The 19454-nt window shown below is 45.8% G+C and carries 19 protein-coding genes; 10 read left to right on the top strand and 9 right to left on the bottom strand.

From position 1 onward, the window contains the following. Positions 1–123 precede the first annotated feature (123 nt). From K2Q26_11090 to K2Q26_11080, 3 genes are all read left to right on the top strand, one after another. Positions 124–1761, top strand: a complete 1638-nt coding sequence (locus tag K2Q26_11090; protein ID MBY0316059.1) for a response regulator — start codon at positions 124–126, stop codon at positions 1759–1761. 90 nt (positions 1762–1851) lie between these two features. Beyond that, positions 1852–2358, top strand: coding sequence for a GreA/GreB family elongation factor (locus K2Q26_11085; protein MBY0316058.1), 507 nt, complete (start codon positions 1852–1854; stop codon positions 2356–2358). 190 nt (positions 2359–2548) lie between these two features. After that, complete coding sequence (locus tag K2Q26_11080; protein MBY0316057.1) at positions 2549–2899, top strand: HPF/RaiA family ribosome-associated protein; 351 nt, start codon at positions 2549–2551, stop codon at positions 2897–2899. A gap of 58 nt (positions 2900–2957) precedes the next feature. Here the strand turns inward: K2Q26_11080 and K2Q26_11075 are convergent, their stop codons facing one another. Continuing rightward, complete coding sequence (locus K2Q26_11075) at positions 2958–4694, bottom strand: DEAD/DEAH box helicase (GenBank protein MBY0316056.1); 1737 nt, start codon at positions 4692–4694, stop codon at positions 2958–2960. A 105-nt stretch (positions 4695–4799) separates the two neighbouring features. Between K2Q26_11075 and K2Q26_11070 the strand changes: the two genes are divergently transcribed. After that, positions 4800–5684 carry a M14 family metallocarboxypeptidase gene (locus K2Q26_11070; protein ID MBY0316055.1) on the top strand — a complete coding sequence of 295 codons (885 nt, stop codon included), beginning with the start codon at positions 4800–4802 and terminating at the stop codon, positions 5682–5684. A gap of 40 nt (positions 5685–5724) precedes the next feature. Here the strand turns inward: K2Q26_11070 and K2Q26_11065 are convergent, their stop codons facing one another. Continuing rightward, positions 5725–6318: a YceI family protein gene (locus tag K2Q26_11065; protein ID MBY0316054.1), complete on the bottom strand. Its 594-nt coding sequence runs from the start codon at positions 6316–6318 to the stop codon at positions 5725–5727. A gap of 14 nt (positions 6319–6332) precedes the next feature. After that, entirely contained in the window at positions 6333–7178 is an 846-nt protein-coding gene (locus tag K2Q26_11060) for an SDR family oxidoreductase (protein MBY0316053.1), read from the bottom strand. Between the two features lie 104 nt (positions 7179–7282). Between K2Q26_11060 and K2Q26_11055 the strand changes: the two genes are divergently transcribed. Next, entirely contained in the window at positions 7283–8182 is a 900-nt protein-coding gene (locus K2Q26_11055) for a LysR family transcriptional regulator (GenBank protein ID MBY0316052.1), read from the top strand. 22 nt (positions 8183–8204) lie between these two features. Here the strand turns inward: K2Q26_11055 and K2Q26_11050 are convergent, their stop codons facing one another. The 4 genes from K2Q26_11050 to K2Q26_11035 form a co-directional block, all read right to left on the bottom strand. Continuing rightward, positions 8205–9425, bottom strand: a complete 1221-nt coding sequence (locus K2Q26_11050) for a S1 RNA-binding domain-containing protein (GenBank protein ID MBY0316051.1) — start codon at positions 9423–9425, stop codon at positions 8205–8207. A 64-nt stretch (positions 9426–9489) separates the two neighbouring features. Continuing rightward, the gene (locus K2Q26_11045; protein ID MBY0316050.1) at positions 9490–10410 is read right to left on the bottom strand and encodes an SDR family oxidoreductase; all 921 of its coding nucleotides are present in this window, start codon (positions 10408–10410) and stop codon (positions 9490–9492) included. A gap of 6 nt (positions 10411–10416) precedes the next feature. Continuing rightward, positions 10417–10890: an FKBP-type peptidyl-prolyl cis-trans isomerase gene (locus tag K2Q26_11040; GenBank protein ID MBY0316049.1), complete on the bottom strand. Its 474-nt coding sequence runs from the start codon at positions 10888–10890 to the stop codon at positions 10417–10419. Positions 10891–11001: 111 nt separating this feature from the next. After that, positions 11002–11298 carry an RNA-binding protein gene (locus tag K2Q26_11035; protein MBY0316048.1) on the bottom strand — a complete coding sequence of 99 codons (297 nt, stop codon included), beginning with the start codon at positions 11296–11298 and terminating at the stop codon, positions 11002–11004. 390 nt (positions 11299–11688) lie between these two features. On the opposite strand from K2Q26_11035, the gene K2Q26_11030 reads away from it, so the two are divergent. The 3 genes from K2Q26_11030 (at position 11689) to K2Q26_11020 (ending at position 13910) form a co-directional block, all read left to right on the top strand. Beyond that, positions 11689–11985, top strand: coding sequence for an RNA-binding protein (locus K2Q26_11030; GenBank protein ID MBY0316047.1), 297 nt, complete (start codon positions 11689–11691; stop codon positions 11983–11985). Between the two features lie 140 nt (positions 11986–12125). Beyond that, entirely contained in the window at positions 12126–13370 is a 1245-nt protein-coding gene (locus tag K2Q26_11025) for an MFS transporter (protein MBY0316046.1), read from the top strand. 39 nt (positions 13371–13409) lie between these two features. After that, on the top strand, positions 13410–13910 hold the full coding sequence (locus K2Q26_11020) for an FBP domain-containing protein (GenBank protein MBY0316045.1): 501 nt from the start codon (positions 13410–13412) through the stop codon (positions 13908–13910). A gap of 5 nt (positions 13911–13915) precedes the next feature. Here K2Q26_11020 and K2Q26_11015 read toward each other — a convergent pair whose 3' ends face one another. Continuing rightward, complete coding sequence (locus K2Q26_11015) at positions 13916–14251, bottom strand: hypothetical protein (protein MBY0316044.1); 336 nt, start codon at positions 14249–14251, stop codon at positions 13916–13918. Positions 14252–14341: 90 nt separating this feature from the next. On the opposite strand from K2Q26_11015, the gene K2Q26_11010 reads away from it, so the two are divergent. Both K2Q26_11010 and K2Q26_11005 read left to right on the top strand, forming a co-directional pair. Continuing rightward, the gene (locus K2Q26_11010; protein ID MBY0316043.1) at positions 14342–15031 is read left to right on the top strand and encodes an AzlC family ABC transporter permease; all 690 of its coding nucleotides are present in this window, start codon (positions 14342–14344) and stop codon (positions 15029–15031) included. After that, positions 15028–15354, top strand: a complete 327-nt coding sequence (locus K2Q26_11005; GenBank protein MBY0316042.1) for an AzlD domain-containing protein — start codon at positions 15028–15030, stop codon at positions 15352–15354. The genes K2Q26_11010 and K2Q26_11005 overlap by 4 nt, the downstream gene beginning before the upstream one ends. Positions 15355–15697: 343 nt before the next feature. Here K2Q26_11005 and K2Q26_11000 read toward each other — a convergent pair whose 3' ends face one another. Next, positions 15698–19411 carry a hypothetical protein gene (locus K2Q26_11000; GenBank protein ID MBY0316041.1) on the bottom strand — a complete coding sequence of 1238 codons (3714 nt, stop codon included), beginning with the start codon at positions 19409–19411 and terminating at the stop codon, positions 15698–15700. Positions 19412–19454: the final 43 nt, after the last annotated feature.

The following is a 19454-nucleotide window of genomic DNA, read 5'->3' as shown; positions in this document are numbered from 1 at the left end:
ACCCAGGCCCCTTAAATAATCTAAATCTTCCCATGACAGGGCTACCCCACTCCGCTAGTGTCCTTCATAGAAGCTGAACTTCGCCTGTAAATCCTGTCACACTCCTGTAAGGACTAGATCTCAATGTTTACAAAGAATCTATCACGGCAGGATGTGGCTGCTTATCTTGCAAAAGCCAAATCCGAAATTTTCGAAGACTGGGAAATGCGGGCCCGCCAGCGAGTGGAAGCCGCCAAAGTTCAAACAAAACTCGCGCTCCTCGACTCTCTTCCTCAGTTTATGGATCGGCTGGTAGCAACTCTCCACAGCGTTCGCCCTGAAGACTCAGTCCAAACCAATACGGATGTGGCCAACGAACACGCCGAGGACCGCGCAAGCCAACCTGAATACACCCTTGACCAAGTGATCGCTGAGTATCATTTACTCCGAGTGACTATTCTCGAGTCCATTGAAGATCAGGGCCTGATCGAGATTGAAACCCGAAAGATCTACCACGAATTTGTAGATCTCAGCATCAGTAAAGCCGCCATTCGCTACATTGAGATCGAAGCGCAACGGCAAACGCAGCAGACGGCCGAAATTGAGGCGACGCGGGTCGAAGCCGAACGCGCCAGTCAAGCCAAGTCCGCTTTTTTGGCGAATATGTCTCACGAAATTCGCACTCCCTTGGGAGCTATCATGGGCTTTGTGAGTTTAATCAAAGATTCGAAAGTGGTTCAAGATCCTGAGGTCTCAAATTTTCTTTCGATTATCGAACGCAACTCTCAACACCTACTAAGGGTCATCGATGACATCTTAGATTTAACGAAAGTTGAATCTGGTAAGATGGAGATTGAGACTGTCGAATTTAATCTTATAGAATTTCTGGCAGATTTTTCTTCGTTAACGGGGATGAAAGCGCGCGAAAAGGGAATCGTTTTCGAGTTTCTCTCTGAAACACCACTGCCTGAATTTATTCTCTCGGATCCCACGCGCATTCGCCAGATTTTAAGTAATGTCGTCGGAAATGCGATCAAATTTACAGAACGAGGACGAGTCGAACTCCGACTCATCTACACTCCCAATCATATTGAATTTAAGATCACCGACACGGGACGAGGCATTACTGAAGAACAAAGAAAATTGTTATTTAAGGCTTTTTCGCAAGCAGACTCATCGACGACGCGAAAATTTGGCGGGACGGGCCTTGGCCTCATCCTCTCTAAAAAATTAAGCCAAGCCTTAGGCGGTGACTTTACTCTCACTCACAGCAAGATTGGTTGCGGGAGCGAGTTCAAGGTTGAGTTTCCGGTGAGTGTTCCCGTCGCAGCGCAACTCGTTCCACTTCAAACGGCAAAAGTCAGTCCTCCCCCAATCCTAACTGAACCAATTTACCCTAACCTTCAAGACTTCGAGGTGCTCCTTGTCGAGGATTCTCCAGACAATCAGTATCTGATTCAAAAAATGCTCGAAAAAACCGGCGCCAAAATCGCGCTCGCCAATAATGGTGCCGAAGGCGTAGACATGGCGCTCGCGAAAGACTTTGGTGTGGTACTGATGGATATTCAGATGCCGATCATGGATGGGCATCAGGCTGTCAGAGCGCTCAGGAGCCGGGGATTCAAGGTCCCAGTGGTGGCGCTCACCGCCCATGCGATGAAAGACGAAGGCGAGCGTGCAACGCAATCGGGTTTTTCCCATTTTCTGACAAAACCCATCCATCGAAAAAATCTAACAGATCTCTTGGAAAGTATTCATCGACAAGCGAATTTAGAGACATAAATCAAAAGGCGCGTTCGCTTTTTGATTTGGGCGGCGTCCCTTTTGAAATCTTAGGCTTAGTATTATTGTTTTCGCAGGAGAAACCACCCTGTGAAATCGCCACTGGATCCGCCGGAACTTAAACGCCAACTCGTATCGCTTTTACTGAAACAGCTTCAAGCAGATTTGGATGCGCTGATGCTCACTGCGCATATTGCTAAAGACGCTGCCACCACTGAAGAATCTAAGGCCGAGAATAAATACGACACGCGCGGGCTCGAGGCCTCTTATCTTGCAGGCGCTCAAGCGAAGCGTGCCGATGAATTTAAAGTCGTGCTTCACAAGCTCAGCCAACTCGATCCTCGAAATTTTAAAAGCGGCGATCCCATCAGTTTGACCGCGCTGGTTCAAGTCCGTATTAATGAAGAAACTGAGAAAAACTTTTTTATCTTACCTGGAGCTGGGGGGACTAAGCTTTCTTTACATTCTTCGGATTATCACATCATCACCACCGATTCAGTTGTGGGTCAATCGCTCGTCGGAAAACGCGTCGGTGATACTTTTGAAATCAAGATTAACAACAAGCTCTTCGATTACCAAATTACAGCCCTCTATTAAAATATTCTAAATCCTTCGAATACCAAAGGCGCTGGATACGATTCAAGAAGCCAGTCAAGAAATTCTTTTCTGCATCGGACTGAAATAGGAGTGCGTTGAAGCAAACCCTCTGAAAGGTCGAGCTCTTTGACCGAATCGAATGCCCCTGGACTCAGTTTTGCATTATTCTAGAACTATCAAGGAGGCCCTAGTGCTAATTACAATTCACACCGATAAACATATTCAAGGTCGCGAAGATGTGGCGCAATCTGTTGAGGCGCTGGTAGAAGACGCTATCGGCGAGTTCAGCGAATGGTTGACGCGCGTTGAAGTTCACCTGAGCGATGAGAACGGAAGTAAAGGCGGCGGCAACGATAAACGCTGTAAGATCGATGCGCATCCCAAGGGGGGGCAGCATGTCGCCGTTCACCATGATGCTCCGACGATCAAGGAAGCCATCGAGGGTTCTCTCGATAAACTGATGACTGTACTTGGCAAAATCCACGATAAGCGCATCGATAGCAGACATCGGCCAGCGCCGATCCTCGCTAAAGAAGAATAAACCGTTGAATAATCATGTGGCATGCAGGGACGTGGTGGGCGAATTGACCCACCCGCTCCTATAACTCTTCCGCAAACACTTTTTCCGTAATCTTCCAAAACTTATCTTGCTTTCGAGCTATGATAAAAGACGGCAGACGGAATAGATTCTGATACTTGAGGACATCTTTGGGATTTACGATTTCGATAGCGAGCTCCGGGCGCTTTAAATGGGATCGTAAAAAGTTAATATTAAATTTTTTAATCGACGAAGGATGACTAAAAAAGTGAGCTTCGCTGATATAATTCGCGTCGTAATCGTAGTACCGAATTTCTAAATACGGGTTTGCATTTTTATCTTTACGCTCCTCGAAGGTGATTCGATCCGGTGTCATCACGTGAGCATTTTTAGAGAGTTTGGCTTGCTTGAGTTTGGCGTCGGCATCGATCAACTCGGTTTTACATTTTTCGCACGCTCTGGCGGTAATATCGTTTTCCGATCCACACACATGGCAGAGTTTAAAGCGGAAGCGAAAACCACAGGGAGTGACTTTGTATGTGACGGGATCCACTTTTCCCCCGCGACACTGTCGACCAAAATGCTCCGTAATGTCGCCGAATTCATCCACTCTCCCCCAAAAATCATTTTCAAAGCCACAGGCCGGGCAAGGGATTCGCACTTGAACAGTATCTTTCGCTGGGCGCTTGTCGCTAATCTCCGGAGCGTAGATGTCGTGCCCCATACCGGTGTAATCCAAAATAAAACAATCTTTCTTTTCGCTCGAAAGTCTTAAACCTCGACCCACAATCTGCTGGTATAGACTGTTCGATTCCGTCGGGCGCAAGATGGCGATGACGTCGACATGAGGAGCATCAAATCCCGTCGTGAGGACCGACACATTCACTAAATACTTAAACTTCTGTTGCTTAAAGTCCTCCACAATTTGATCGCGCTCTTCCATATCGGTATCACCGATCACGAGTCGAGCGTCTTCCGGTGGTAAGTAGGTCATGATTTCTTTGGCGTGCCTCACGGAACCGCTAAAGATCATCACACCTTTACGATCAAATCTTTCGGTGATGTCTATGATATTTTTAATAATAAACGGAGTCAGTCGCTTTTGGCTCTTAAGTATTTCTTCCACTTCCGCCGCTGTAAATTCGCGATCCTTATCCGAGAGCTCTGAAAAATCATAGCAAGTGACAGGAATATCGACTTTGACGGGCGTCGTAAGAAACTTTTTTTGAATCATATAAGACAGCGGTAACTCGAATACACACTGTTTAAAAAATCGCTTTTTTGTCGTTTTGATTTCACCATTGGCTGCGTACTCGTAGATCCAACCTAGGCCCAACCGATAGGGCGTTGCGGTTAAACCCAGAATACAAAGCTTAGGATTTCTCTCGGAGAGTTTTTTGATCACTTCTTGATACTGCGTGGACCCTTCGTCCGCGACCCGATGGCACTCATCGATCACAAGTAAAGAAAAATCATGAAAGAAGTCGTCGGGAGCTCTTGCCACCGATTGCACACTTCCAAAGATCACTTTTTGATCCCAATCTTTTTTCCCAAGGCTGGCCGAAAAGATTCCCGCTTCTAGCTGATAACTCCGGTACTTTTCGTAATTCTGTTCCACGAGCTCTTTGACGTGAGCCAAAACTAAAACTCGACCGTTGGCGATTCGAGCCAGCTCCGCGATCACTAAACTCTTACCAGCCCCGGTCGGGAGTACCACCACCGCCGGCTCTCGCTGCCGTCGGAAGTATTTCACCGTGCTATCGACGGCCTGCTGCTGATAATCGCGGAGTTGATACATCGAGGCAGTCTAATCCTCCTCAAGAACTTTGTACACCGCCAACGTGCTTTGTAAACTTGCAACCCGACGTTCCCACTGGTAGAAAAACTCATCAGGAGGACAACTATGAAATGGGGACCCGCCGAAAAAGAGCAGTGGCTCGCAGAACAAACCATCAAGCGCTCCTACCGCGACGAGGTGGTCACAAAAATCAAAAAATTAAGCGATGCATTTGACGTGATTCAGTATGGAGCTCTTTCGATCAACCCCGAGCTTTATCCCGTATTCCTGATCAAGTCTAAAAAGTTCGATAAAACCAAAGAAACCATTCTTATTACTGGCGGAGTCCACGGCTACGAAACCAGTGGCGTTCACGGCGCTCTCGGATTTATGGAAACTGCCGCCACTCACTTCGAAAAACAATTTAATTTTGTTTGTGCCCCTTGTATTAGTCCTTGGGCCTACGAAACGATCAATCGCTGGAATCCCAAAGCCATTGATCCGAATCGCTCTTTCCGCGAAGATAGTCCTGCCGAAGAATGTGATCTCTTTTTAAAAGCCATGAAGTCCGTGGGAGTCACTCCCTTTGCTCACTTTGATCTTCACGAGACGACCGACACTGATAACTCGGTATTTCGACCCGCTCTTGAAAAAAGGGACGGTATCCCTCAAGAGTTATGGGACATTCCTGACGGATTTTATCTGGTAGGGGACTCGGAAGATCCCAAGCCCGCCTTCCAAAAGGCCATTATTGACGAAGTCAAAAAAGTCACTCATATCGCACCTCACGATCAAGAGGGCCGAATCATCGGTGTCGAGATCGAACAAGACGGCGTGATCAATTATGAGCTTAAAAAACTTTATTTGTGTGCGGGATTCTCCGGAGCTGAATACACCACCACCACAGAGGTTTACCCCGATAGTCCAAAGGTCAACGATCAGATCTGTATCGACGCGCAGATTGCGGCCATAAACGGTGGGCTTAATTATCTCCGAGCGAATTTTAAATAAAAGAAGGGAGCATTACTCTGCTCCCTTTATGAGAAGTGATTTACTTTTGAGCGACGATATTGAGAGTCAGATCAAAAGTATCATTAATGATCTTATCCGCGGTCAGCGACTTAAAGATGCTACCAGAACCATATTGAAGACCCCACTTTAATCTCTCGATGGTCACCTTCGCAGATCCAGAAAGCTTATTTTTGTCTGAGGACATCGTCGCTGGAAACTCGATGGCTTGAGTTTTTCCAAGCATCGTAAGATCGCCTTTGACGACGTATTCAGTGGCAGAGCCTTTTTTAGGGGCGATGGTCTTCAGTGTGAATTTGGACTCTGGGAATTGATCCACTTTGAAGAAATCATCACTCGAAAGATGGCCCACAAGTTTCTTTTGCATATCCGGACTGTCTTTGAGATCCGTATTGCTGATCGACTTCATATCGACAACCACCACGGCCGAAGTGACTTTTCCTGCACTGTCGGTCTGCACTTCGCCACTTTTCACTTTAATTTCTCCATTGTGTCCACCACCGATTTTTTTCCCACCCGACCATTCTACCTTACTGGCGTTGGCATCAATTTTATAAACGTCGGCAAAGCTGGCACTTGTCATAAGAGTGGCTGCTGTTACTAATAATACTTTCATGTGTTTACTCCTTGTTAGTTGTTCCATGAATTTTTGTTTTCATTAATATATTGAATCAGTGAGCGAGGCTTCTTTCCGGTAATCTCTTCCACACTGGAGGTGGTTCTCGCGCTGTAACCCTCCTTGAGAAATCCAAAGATCATCGTGAGAAATTCAGCGTAATCTTGGGGAAGACCGGCCTGCACTAAGCCCTTTTGAAAAGACTCCGAGCTGATCTCTTGGTACTGAATTTTCCTTCCCGCGACTCTCGAAATCGCATCAGCCACTTGCTGATGATCCACAGCCTCTGGACCGGTGAGATCAAAATCTCGATGATCCCACTGAGTGCTCGTTAAAAGTTGCGCGGCCACGGCCGAAATATCCTTCGCATCAATAAAACTCACTTTCGCGGTCCCCGCCGGGAGAAGAATTTTATTCTCCTCCATGATCCCTTGGATCCAAAACGTTTGGAAGTTTTGGAAAAACCAATTCGGTCGAATGATGTTGTAATGTAATCCTGATTTTTCAAGTTCCAGCTCGGCTTTTCGCATGGGGGCCGCTTCGCTCGCGTTCGCACCCATCGCGGTCATCAAGACCACTTTCTTAAGTCCACGACGCTTTGACTCTTGAATCAATGGCGAAAGCATCGCGTATTGATCTGCATATCCCGGAGGTGACAATAAAAACGCGCGGTCCACACCTTCAAAAGCCTCTTTAATCCCTTCGCCCGTGGCCATATTCATCGACACAAGGTCTTCGGTGGGTTGAACGGGTTTGCTGGTGGTGGCTCGAGTTCGAAATCCTTTGTTTTTGAGTAGGAGTATCAATTCGCTACCCACCGTTCCTGTCGCACCTACAACTAAAATAAGATCGTTCTTCATGGCCGCCTCCTCCAAGCGTTGTTTGTATGAATCTACTATCGACGATTATTCGACTGTTGATTAGATGCACTAATTGAATTATACTGTTTCTATTAGGAAACAATATGGATCTAGAGCTTGTGCACATTTTTATACAAGTGATTAAGAGCGGAGGCTTTTCGAAGGCCGCAGACTCTCTCAAACTCCCCAAGTCCACAGTAAGTAAAGCCATCACTCGCCTCGAGACTGAGACGGGCACAAAGCTCCTACTCCGTACCACTCGAAGTCAAACTCTCACCGCCTCTGGTAAGGCCTTCTATGACAGTTGCGTGGGCCCGCTCGAGGCCATCGAAAACGCCCAAAAATCTTTATACGGAAGCACAAGCCTGATCACCGGCAATATTAAACTGACCGCTCCCGAGGATTTAGGCTCCGAGGTGATTGCGCCGGCCGCAGGACTTCTCACCCAAAAGCACCCTGGTTTAACGTTCGAATTAATTTATACGGACGAAGTCTTGGATTTGGTCAAAGACGGTTATGATTTAGCGATACGAATTGGAAAACTGAAAGAAAGTTCCATCAAGGTTAAAAAATTAGGTGATATCAAACTCATCCTGGTCGCATCGCCCGCGTACCTTAAAAAAAAATCTAAGATTTCTAAACTGGAAGACCTTCAAGATCATGACTGTTTATTTTTAGGACCGCGTTCATCACGGGGACAATGGGTTCTTAAAGCGAACGCGTCTTCGGTCCAAGTCTCGATCCGCCCCCGCATCGTGAGTAACCAGATGTCGAGTCTTATAAAAGCGGCTTTAGCCGGGAGTGGCTTAGCTCTTGTTCCTATTTTTCTCGCCGCTCCCGATCTACAATCTCAGCGTCTCGTTCGAGTTCTTCCCCAATGGACGACACCAGGAGTACCGGTCTCTTTGCTTTCGCCGGTGCCTTTTTCGTCGTCGGCACGACTTCGATTAGTCACAGACCATATCACTCAAGAAGTTCAAAAAGCGTTAGCCTTAAAAGGCTAAACCAACTTTGAGAACTCTCTGCTTATCTTTTGGACTTGGCGTTTTCTTGAGCTTTAGAAAAAGCCGCGGCAAAGGCTCCACCTAACGACGAGGTGGATTGATGCTCGCGCCACGATTCGTCCTGCTCTTCGGTCGGTAGACCTAAAGAAATTTTGCGTTCATCAAACTTGAGTTCATCAATTCTCACTTTCACGCTGTCGCCTTTTTTCAACGACTCGTATTTCTTAGAATCTTCGGAATCGCGCCATTTGGCTTTCGGCAAGAGACCGTTAATTCCGTTCTTAAGAGTTATAAAGTAGCCATAGACTTCTTTTTTATCGACAGTGCCGTCGACAATAGCGCCCACCGGAAAATCTTGAGGCACCAGAGCCCAAGGATCACTCACTCCACCGGCCTGCTTTAGAGACAATCCGATTTTTAAACGAGTCCCTTCCTCTTCGATTTTTAATATTTTAACCTGAACTTGGTCGTTGATTCGAACACCTTCGTTGGCGTGCTTCAAGCGAACAAAGCCAATTTCGGAAACATGAACTAAGCCTTCGACACCGCTGCCTAAGTCGACAAAGGCGCCGTACTGCTCAACGCGTGTGACTTTTCCTGGGACAATATCACCGACTTTGTGAGATTCAATCCAGGCTCCTTCACCCTCGGCTTTTTGGAGATCTAAAAGCTTACGACGAGAGACTACGAGATTTCTTTTACGAGCGTCAAACTGGGTAATAATAAACTCGAATTTCTTGCCGATGTAATCACTAGCATCTTGACCGTAGGGAACCCCTAATTGGCTGATCGGACAAAACGCAGTTTGTCCCTGGATCAACACACGATAACCCCCGTTGACCGCTTCTGTAACTTTACCCTCCACCGGAAGTTCCATATCAAAGGCGTCTTCGAGACTATCGATATCGACCGGCGCAGATTTAGAACCACGGCGAGTGACCCGAATTTCATCAGCATTGGCGCGCACAACGACCACATCGATGCGATCGCCCACTTTAAATTTAAGGTTTTTATTTTCATCTAAGAGATCAACGTTTAACAACACCGCATCTTGAGTGGTACCGGTGGCTACAAAAGCTTCACTTTTACCGATACTGAGGATTTCGGCATCTTTAAGCACATCGCCCACTCGCAGAGTTTTTCCGATATTGGACATCGATGTTTCAAACATCGCTGCGAAATCTTCGGATTCGTTTTTTACAGGATCATTGAATAAATCAGGGGTATTTTTCTTTTTGCTCATAGCGAGCTTTATAGCTCACCGCGCCCACGATTGGTACTCAAAATTAAGGCGATTCCTATGAAACTTATTTTTTAGATGAGCGTTGGGTGTAGGTCTTTGCCCACTGCTTCACCCTCGGTAAAGTTGCAAATAAAACTTCGAGCAGTATTCGACGTGGAATAAATCGACGTAAATAATAAAAGGTTTTGGCATCGAGAGTGGCTGGAATCCAGAGAGCGGGATTTCGCTTTTCCATAGTATTTAAAATCTGTCGCGCCACACCTGCCGGCGTGGTTAAGCTATACCCCATGAGTCTTTCGATAAAGGGAGTCATATTTTTGTAATAATCAGCGTAGAGCCCTTCGGTTCCATGCTCAGGCCCCGACAGTTGCGAGTACTGCACATTTAAAAAAGATTTGGATCTCACAAAACCCGGTTGAATCAGGCTCACATTAATTCCTAGAGGCCTCACCTCAAACCACAACGCCTCGCTAATGCCCTCTAAAGCATATTTCGATGCGCTATAAGAGCCCATTGTAGGCATCGCCAACATCCCACTCACCGAGGACACATTGATGATTTTCCCCCAACCCGCCTTCCGCATCGTCGGCAGAACGGCTCGAATTAAACTGACAGGACCGAAATAGTTGGTTTCGAATTGATGGTGTTCTTCGCGGGCACTCATGTGCTCCACCACCGCTCGATAACTCACACCTGCATTATTCACGAGGATATTTACACCACCCCACTTGGCGTTGATTTCAGCGATCAGCTGTTGCCGCTCGGAATCGACCGTGACGTCTAATGATCTCACCCAAAATCTATCCGTCTCCGGAAAGCGCTCGATAAGATGAGGTAATGAAGCTCCCCGACCGGTGACGACCACCCGATAGTGAAGTTGCGTATAAAGAATTTTTGCAAGTGCTAACCCAATTCCAGAACTACATCCTGTAACCAAGATAACAGACTGGAAGGGATTAGAAGATTTTTTCCAAAAACAGAACATTAAAAATTAGTGCAAGAGTTGCGAAGAAACGACATTGCTTGAGGCATCGATCTCTTTAGCGGTCGCATCGCGGGCATCGATAGTTTCAATCTCAAACACCAGATCTTGCCCAGCGAGAGGATGATTTCCATCTAAACTTGCAAAGTCGGAGTGCAGTTCGACCACGAGATAAGCGCGACGAACACCCGTTTTACTGACGATGCTGACCGCTTCGCCTTTTTTCACGGAGCGAGGTAGGTTTTTGCGTGGAAACAAAATAATTTTTTGCGGATCGTAGAGACCGTAAGCTTCTTCAGCGAAAAGTTCGATGCTTCGTTTTTCACCTTTGGTGAGGTTTTGTAACTTCTTTGCCAGGCCTGAAAGCATGCCCTCGTGGGCGCCATCAACTGACGTGAGTACTTCTTTATTAAAGGTGGAACTGATCATTCGGCCGGCTTTATTTTTGAGAATACATTTAAAAGAGATAACTTGTGGACGCATGGAATTCCTTCCGGTGTTAAAAAAATAAAAACCGACCCTTTCGGATCGGTTTCTAAAATTTTATTAATTTTAAAATCGGAAACTAGAGGCTACTCGATAAGTAGCTACTCACTAGTAGCGACTGCGTCCGCCGCCACCGCGACTGTTATTGTCACGAGGAGCTTGAGGCTTCGCTTCGCTCACGTTCATCGCGCGACCGTCCATTTGAGAACCGTTAAGCTTGCTGATAGCTTCTGAAGCTTCTTCCTCTGTAGACATTTCTACGAAAGCAAAACCTTTGCTGCGACCAGAGTCACGATCCATGATGATTTTAGCTGACTGAACAGATCCGTAAGCAGAAAAAGCTTCGCTTAACGTCTCGTCTGTTGCTGAATAGGGAAGATTACCGACATATAGTTTTTTACTCATAATACCTCCTAAAGGCTTGAGCGCTGACTTTGGAGGATATGAACACAATGACCATTAACTCTTAAAGCTAGCAATTGAACTGGATTACAGACTAACACAAGTTCTATTCAACTTTCAAATTCTTATTCTTGACTCCCCTAGGAAAACTCGGTCCTGAAAGCACCAAGTCCGCTTTATGCGTTTTAAATCAAAAATTGGCGAAAAATGAATCTGACCTAGATCCATGATTTATATGAACAATTCGATGACGAACTTGGGCTTTTGAAAATAGTACTAGGTAAAAAAGGGGTTCGGTGTTAGCTTGATCGCTCCAAGTAACTGCTAATTTCGAGTTTGTGTCCATTGTGTTCATGTCCTCCGGAGTAGCGCTCAAAGCCTATAGGAGGTATTATGAGTAAAAAATTATATGTTGGAAATCTGTCGTATTCTGCAACGGATGAGTCTTTAAATGAGACTTTTTCTGCTGTTGGAGCTGTTCAATCTGCAAAAATCATCATGGATCGTGACTCTGGTCGCAGCAAAGGCTTCGGCTTTGTTGAGATGTCTTCAGAATCAGAAGCCGCTGATGCCATCAGCAAATTCAATGGTTCGCAAATGGATGGTCGCGCGATGAATGTATCTCTCGCAAAACCACAAGCTCCTCGTGACAATAACAGTCGCGGTGGTGGCTACAATACTCGTTACTAATATTAACGGTTTATAAGTCAGTTGATCCAGCTCATCGGTCCAAAAAACTGTGGAGCTGGATAACCTTCTCCTCTCCTTCGTAAATTCTTTTTCCCCAACAATAATTATGTTACCCTTGCCGAGTGAAAAAAGCTCTTCAGATGTTTTTTATTATTTTAGCGGGCGAAACTGTTTTTATGCTGCCGTTTTTAATTCCTCGCCTCTACCGACCCTTAATGCTGGAGGGCTGGAATCTCACCAACACGGATCTTGGCGTAGCCTTTGCCGCGTATGGCTTTACTTCGACGATCTCCTATCTTTTTGGCGGCGTCTTTGCAGATAAATATCATCCCCGCTTTTTAATTTCTATTTCTCTCGCTTTGACATCTTTTGCGAGTTTATTTTTAGTTCTCAATCCATCCTCCATCACCTTTATTAGCACCTACGCCTTCTTTGGTGTGAGTACGGTTTTTCTTCTCTGGGGAGCGCTGATCAAAACGACCCACGTGATTGGGGGCGAAGATCGCCGCTCCAGTGCGCTGGGAGTTTTAGACGGCGGTCGCGGATTTGTGGCGGCCATGGCGGCTTCTCTTTTGCTTGTCGCTGTTTCATTTTACTTCCCGAATCTCACAAGCCTCAAAGAGCAGCAAGAGGCGCTTCGTCTTATTTATTTTTCGGTGGCCGCGTTCACTTTTATAACGTCGCTCGGAGTGTGGTGGAGTCTTAAAAGCTATCAAGCCACCGGGAACACACCCGAACGATGGAATTGGTCTCTCGCTTTAAAGTGTCTTAAAAATAAGGACGTGTGGCTCCTGAGTGTGGTGATCCTCGCCTCCTACTGCGGATATAAGGGGATTGATAACTACTCCATCTATTTGGTCGATGTTCATGGCAAAGATTTAGCGACCGCCTCGTCGCTGACCTCTATCATTTTGTGGCTCCGTCCCGCATCGGCCCTGCTCACGGGTGTGTTTGCTGATCACGTTCACCGAAGAAGGCCCAGCGGACGATTTTTTATTCTGTTTGTTCTCTGCTTGTTGGGAGGGATTTTCCATATGATCGCCGCAACGACAGGATTTTCTCACTTTTATTACGCCTTTGGTGTCTTGCTCATGTCCTCTTGTTTTGTCTACGGGCTTAGAGCTGTTTACTTTTCCATTTTTGGAGATTTAAGAATCGAAAACTATCTGGTGGGAACAACAATAGGAATCGCCTCTTTTGTCGGCTTTTTACCGGATTTCTTTTTTGGCTACATCTGCGGCGTACTGATCGACGCGAACCCGGGATCTCTCGGCTACAGTTACGCTTTTATCTTCACCGCGGTTTGCTTATTTGCCGGCGCCTTTTGCAGCTATGGACTTTACCGCCAGGCACGAGCATTTGACCCTTCAGCGCTCCCTGAGTAACATATTCGGAACACAGGGATCTCCGAAGGACAGGTTGTCATGAAGTACGAAAATCTCTCTCCCATTCAACACACACTTCCGTTTCGTATTGAGGCCGAAGAAGATTTGTACAGAATCTTTCGCGCCGATGATCACAGCAAAGTCATTCTTCCCAACACGATGGAGTTTCCACTCGAAATTGAATATTACCACAGCTGGACAGAGTCTTCGGGAAACTACACCTATTTGATTTTTAAGCGACCCAATTGGGATTCACCCCACGGTCTGGTTTTTCGCCGGGTTCAATCCCACGAGTCCACCACCGGAATGTGCAGTTGGTGTCACTCCACCGGGGGCGCAGATCAAATTGGAATGCTCACGGTCTCCGTGAATCCTCGTAAAACTATAGGCCAATATATTTGTCTCAACATCGACTGCCTGTCCAAACTCGAGACCCAAACGACGATGACCGGTAAAAGCTTAAACACGCTGACCGAGCAGCTGTGCGGAAAAATGGGCGACTTTTACGAAAAAGTGATTTGGGCAGAGCCTAAAGTTTAAGTGATTTACAGCTTCTTGTATTCGACATCGATCACCTCACCGTCTCCAACCCGACGCTGCCCCGGTTTGGATCGCGCGGCGGGAACGTTTCTGCGCAGAGTGTACTTTTCCGTCGATTCTCCAGAAAAAGCAATAAACCAACTGATGATCACCAATATGGGATTGGTATCGGCGTAGGACATTGTTGCCAAAACAGCCACTAAAATTCTTGGAACAAAAATAAATCCTAACCACCAAAAAAGACCACCGCTGACCACACTGGAGAAAAGCAGAGTGAGTCGCGGAAATAAAGTTATGAATATAAGAAAAAATATTCCGTGTTTGTCCCAAAAATTCACCATGAACTAGCCCTATCAATCTTTTGGAAATGGATCAATGAGTGACTTATTTTTTTTAAATAGGTATAGTGTTATTGGAGACGAATTTAGCGCATGAAGACGACAAATTACTTCGCCCTTGGCTTTCGCGAAACCATTCCTATCCTTACCGGAGTGATCCCCTTCGGCGCAGTGATGGGAACCGTCTCTGCCGAAGCACATCTGACTTTTTTTCAGACCATGTTCATGAATCTGTTTGTATTTTCTGGCGCCGCTCAACTGGCGTCTATTGAGTTAATGACCAAACATGCGGCCAGTGTCGTTGTGGTGGCGACAGGGCTCGTGATCAATTTGCGATTTCTTCTCTATAGCGCGGCGGTGTCCCCTGTTGTTCAACGATCTTCGTTTTTAATCAAACTCCTTTGCGCCCACTCACTCACGGATCAAAGTTATGCGGTGATGTCTTCTCACCAGGACAAACTCAAGACGAATGCAGAGACCCTGCAATTTTATTTTGGAACCGCCGCCTGCATGTTTCTGTCGTGGCAAGCTGGGGTGATTGCCGGCTTTATTTTTGGAAATTTCGCGCCCGCCTCTTGGGCTCTGGACTATGCCGTTCCCTTAAGTTTTTTGGCGCTGGTTATACCAACGCTTAAAAATAAAAAGTATATAACGATTGCGATCTTTTCTTCGGTGGTTTCAATTCTTCTCCACCCACTGCCGTATCGCACAGGTTTGCTTGGCACTGCGATACTTTCTGTGGGACTGGCTTATCTCCTCTCTCGAAAAAAGGCGAATCCATGATCGAGAGCAGTTATCTTTGGTGGAATATCATTTTTTTGATGATCGGGACCATTTGCATTCGCGGGTCGATCATCGCGCTCTCGGCGAGAGTGACAATTTCGGAGCGTGTTCGTGAGATTTTTTCTTATATTCCTGCCGCTATTCTACCCGCGTTTATAGCACCGTCAGTTTTTTTCCATTCGGGCAAAGTGGAATGGGCTTTTGGAAAAGAGCGCTTACTCATCATAATTCTAGCGAGCGCTGTATGTCTTGTGGTTCGAAGCACGCTAGCTACGGTTTGCTTCGGCTTAATTATGCTCTACGCTCTCACTCAGTTTTTTTAATTTTATATAAAGTGACCTAGGTCGATCAAATAATTAGCAAACTGGAAAGAACAATTCTTTTTTGTCCTACTTTTCCCAGTTTTTTAGATTTATTTGGCGCGATCTAAGCACGATCAGAAAAAGCGGACGTTTTGAAAACCGCCCATTCGATTATAATCTACGCACTGCTAGCTAATCTGCAATTATATGATCAGGCTTATGACTTAATCTATATTTAGTGCAACCATAATAAGCCCCTACAGCAACGACAAAACCTATGCTGGACCAAATAAAAATTTTTATATTAGGTGGTATTTTTTTAATTTTCGACCTCACCGTTTATAATTATTAAATTCATCATCATCTATGCTCCCCTTCTAGCAGGATGCTGTGGAGGGGAAATTAAATCTAGAGGATTATGAGTATCTCCTCCTGCTGGCCTTGGGCGAAATGGAATACACTTCTGTAAGTCATGAGGGCCAAGTTTATCATTTAAAAAATCATTAACGTTATTAATATTGCTAGTTTCTAATTCTGAAACAGTTAGTGGACCAAACAGGATTTCATATCCAGCCATAGCACCACCTACGATCGCCCCTCCCACAACAGCAACTACGGGTAATAAAACCGCAGCTCGTCCTTCAGGATCAATAAAATTCACAGGATCACTCAAAACATATCCATAAAGATTCATGTCTCCACCATCAAATCTTATCGGATCTTTACTTGTCCACCTTCCACCAGCTCTTGGGTCATAATCTCTCGCTCCGAATCTCACTAACTGAACCCCGGGCTCGTAAATCCCTCCAGTAAAGCCAAACGGCTGGAAGCTGGGATTTGTATCTGACTTCACTTCTCCTAATACATTGTAATCCATGCGTTGGGCTATTGTACCATCCGTCGTTTTCACCATCAATCGAGGAGATCCTAAGTGATCGGTTATGATACGGTACTTTACACCGCCGGTAATCATGTAATCAGGAACATTTATTCGGGTAGCATACACAAACTCTTTAGCTAAAGTACCAGCAGTGTTGTTCACGTAGGCCGCGATGCGGAGTTGATCTTCGTACACTGCACGCCACTGTAAAGTGCTACCAATGCTCTTTGTGACTCTTCGATCTAATCCATCGTGATCAAAAGTGTGGACTGCACCGCTTGGGAGTGTGGTTTGCTTTAGATTCCCCATGACGTCGTAGACAAAACTACTGCTCGACGTTGGTGTCCACTGGATTCCAGTGAGGTAACCATTCGTGTTGTGATTATATGTCCTAGAATTATAAGTTAAAATACGATCTTGATTGTCGTAGGTCGCTGTGAATGCGACCCCATCGATTGTGCCGCTGGTGCGATTACTATTGCTGTCGTATGTGAACGTCGTCGTTGTCGTCCCGTTGACAGACATTGCGGTTAAGCGGCCTGCGGAATCGTAGGAGTAGACGTAGTTGATGGTAGTGCCTAACACATTCTCGCTCTTGGCTGTGATTCGGCTAGTGACATCTCGGGTTAAGGTGTAGCTATAAAGCACCGTAATTGTCGGCGTATAGGTCGCTGTGTACGTGATTAGATTGCCGTAAACATCGTAAGTCCTTGCATCTGCGATGTTACCAATCGTTGTCGTGCTTAATCGCCCCGACGGATAGCTATACGTTAAAGCGAGATCACCAACTTGAGAGAGCTCATCGTCATTATTGTAGGAATAATTGATGGTAGAAGCCCCACTGGATGAACTAGGTTGAGTTATTCTTGAGCTCAAGCGATGTTCGCTATCAAAAGTGAATGCGACTTTACCGAAAAGATAGTTATCGGAGTTCCTTCTCTGCTCATCATCTTTGCGTTGGTAACCATAGTAGTCAAAAACCGAAGCCGGGCCGTTGGGCGACACTATTTTTTCTAACTGTTTGGTCGTGGAATCGTAGGTGTAGCTATAGTTTCCAGAGGGGACAGTTCGAGTTGTTAAAAGGCCCGTGGATCCATTGTACGTAAATCCGATAGTCTCTGAGCTGGGCAGAGTCACTAGTGTCAGTTGTTTATCATTATTGTAGGCGTAGGACGTATTTTTAGCAACTCCCACTCCAATCGATGGAGGCTGATAATCACTCACCTCTTCCATGGCGTTATATAAAAAAGCATGCGCCGGCCGACCCGGAGGGGTAACGGTTAATAGATTTCCATTGGCATCATATGCCTTCGAAATCACCCGAGTGTCTGGAAGCGTTACTGAAGTGACTCGACCTGCATTATCGTAACCAAAACTTGTGACCTCGCTTAATGCATTTGTTACGGACGACAGATAACCGGAACCATTGTAGGCGTAGGTGAGAGAATTTTGCGTGAGCCCCTGCTTCCTATTCGTCAACCTGCCGTAGATGTCATAGGTTAAGGTCCACGGGGTATCGCTCCCCACCTGCGAACCGACGAGCTGGTCCAACAAGTTAAACACGGAAGTTCTTGTCCTACCTTCCGGAGATGTCACCGTTTTTGTCAGCGTTGGTAAATCAAAGACGGAGTTCCATGCTTTCGCATTGGTTGTCGTAGACGTAGTTATTTGATGATAGTTAAACCAACCCGGAGTAATTCCGCTCCCGTAAGAAACTGACTGAGAATAATTTGTAGTTTTAGTGTTGGACCCCACTGTCACAGATTCGGAAGCAACACGTTTAACCTGTTCACCGAACCTTTCATCATTAATCTGTGTAATTCCTCGAGACTCAATCGCGTTCCATATGTTGGACGACCCTGTCAATTGATTGTTGATGTAGGTTGTTTGAAAGCCGTCGGGAGTCGTCGTATATCTTGTGTGAACCCCTCCATCATTTGTGAAATTAAAAGTAGTCTCCCGACCTAAATTTGATTCTTGAGAAACTGAACCTGATGAATCACTTCCCGTTTTCGCTAAATCCCATTTATTGCCTCCGTGTCCCAAATCTCGGATGAGCCGCCCATTGCTGTCATAGCTAAAGGTCGAAACTTGCCCCCCCGGCTTAGTAAAAGTCTCTAATAAGTTGGTGCTCAATTTGTAAGTCATGGAGTGCGTTTCACTATTTGGATTTGTAACCGAAAGCAACTGACCACTTCCACTGCGAGTGAATGTTGTGGTTTGTCCAAAGGGTGCAACTATACTAGTGCGACCACCGGAACCGTTGTAATTAAGTACAGTGCGATTTCCAAAAGCATCATCGATATAAGTGAGACGGTTGGAACTGTAACCAAACGAATACAATGTGCTTCCAGTTGACGCCGATCGCGTCTCTTTGTGGATGCCAGTTGTTGAGTCAAAAACAAATATTTGACGGCCATCCGGGCTGACCACCAGATCTTCTCCTGCCACTGAATCGGTCATAAATTTAACAGTCTGATTTGCTCCGTCACCCATAAAAAGTTTCCGGTTACTTTTTTGGAAGTAGTGTTGTACCGAGATTGTCCATAGGTGGCGATTAAATTCAGGCAGAATCCCAAGACCGGCGTGATCCGTAGTATAACTATTCGTAAAGTCGCTTGAATAGTTTAAGAAATAATCGGTACCGACGATGGGTATTCTTTCTGATAATGTTTGAGAAGTAACACCTATAATAGAGCCTGAAACTTGTTCTTCACAAGGATCCTTGCGCTCAAAAGTCTCAACAGATAGGGTGTAATTGTGGGTCGCCATATAGGTCGAGTGGCCAATGTCTATATTAAATGACATCGTATGTTTTCCCAGAAAGGCTGCATTTTGATCAAATGCAATATCACAATACACAGCGCTCATTGCACTGGGGGGATTGTACGTTCCCGAACATGTATCAGTGGCCAATGTCCAACCGGGACCCGCGTTGTAGTAAAGTAGACCGGCAGTGCTCATCGGTTCAATCGCAAAAGTAATCACAACTCGAACGGGGCTTCCGATATTAGTACCTACAGGGGCTATCGTGCAGTAGGGGTCATTACCCACATAGTAACAGCTACGCTTTGCGGAAAAGTTCAAACGACGGCCATCTTTGTAAATGGCATATCCCTCTAGCGGCTGATCCTTTTGGGAAGCATATCCAATCCATGGAATTATAAATATTAAAAATAATGTGAATACATATTTCATAATGACCTTTCGAATAAATGGCCCGAACAGAATTCCGCTATTG

Source organism: Bdellovibrionales bacterium (genome assembly GCA_019750295.1).
Taxonomy (GTDB): domain Bacteria; phylum Bdellovibrionota; class Bdellovibrionia; order Bdellovibrionales; family JAGQZY01; genus JAIEOS01.
Note: the sequence above shows the minus strand (reverse complement) of the source record. Positions and strands in the feature narration are given on the sequence as shown.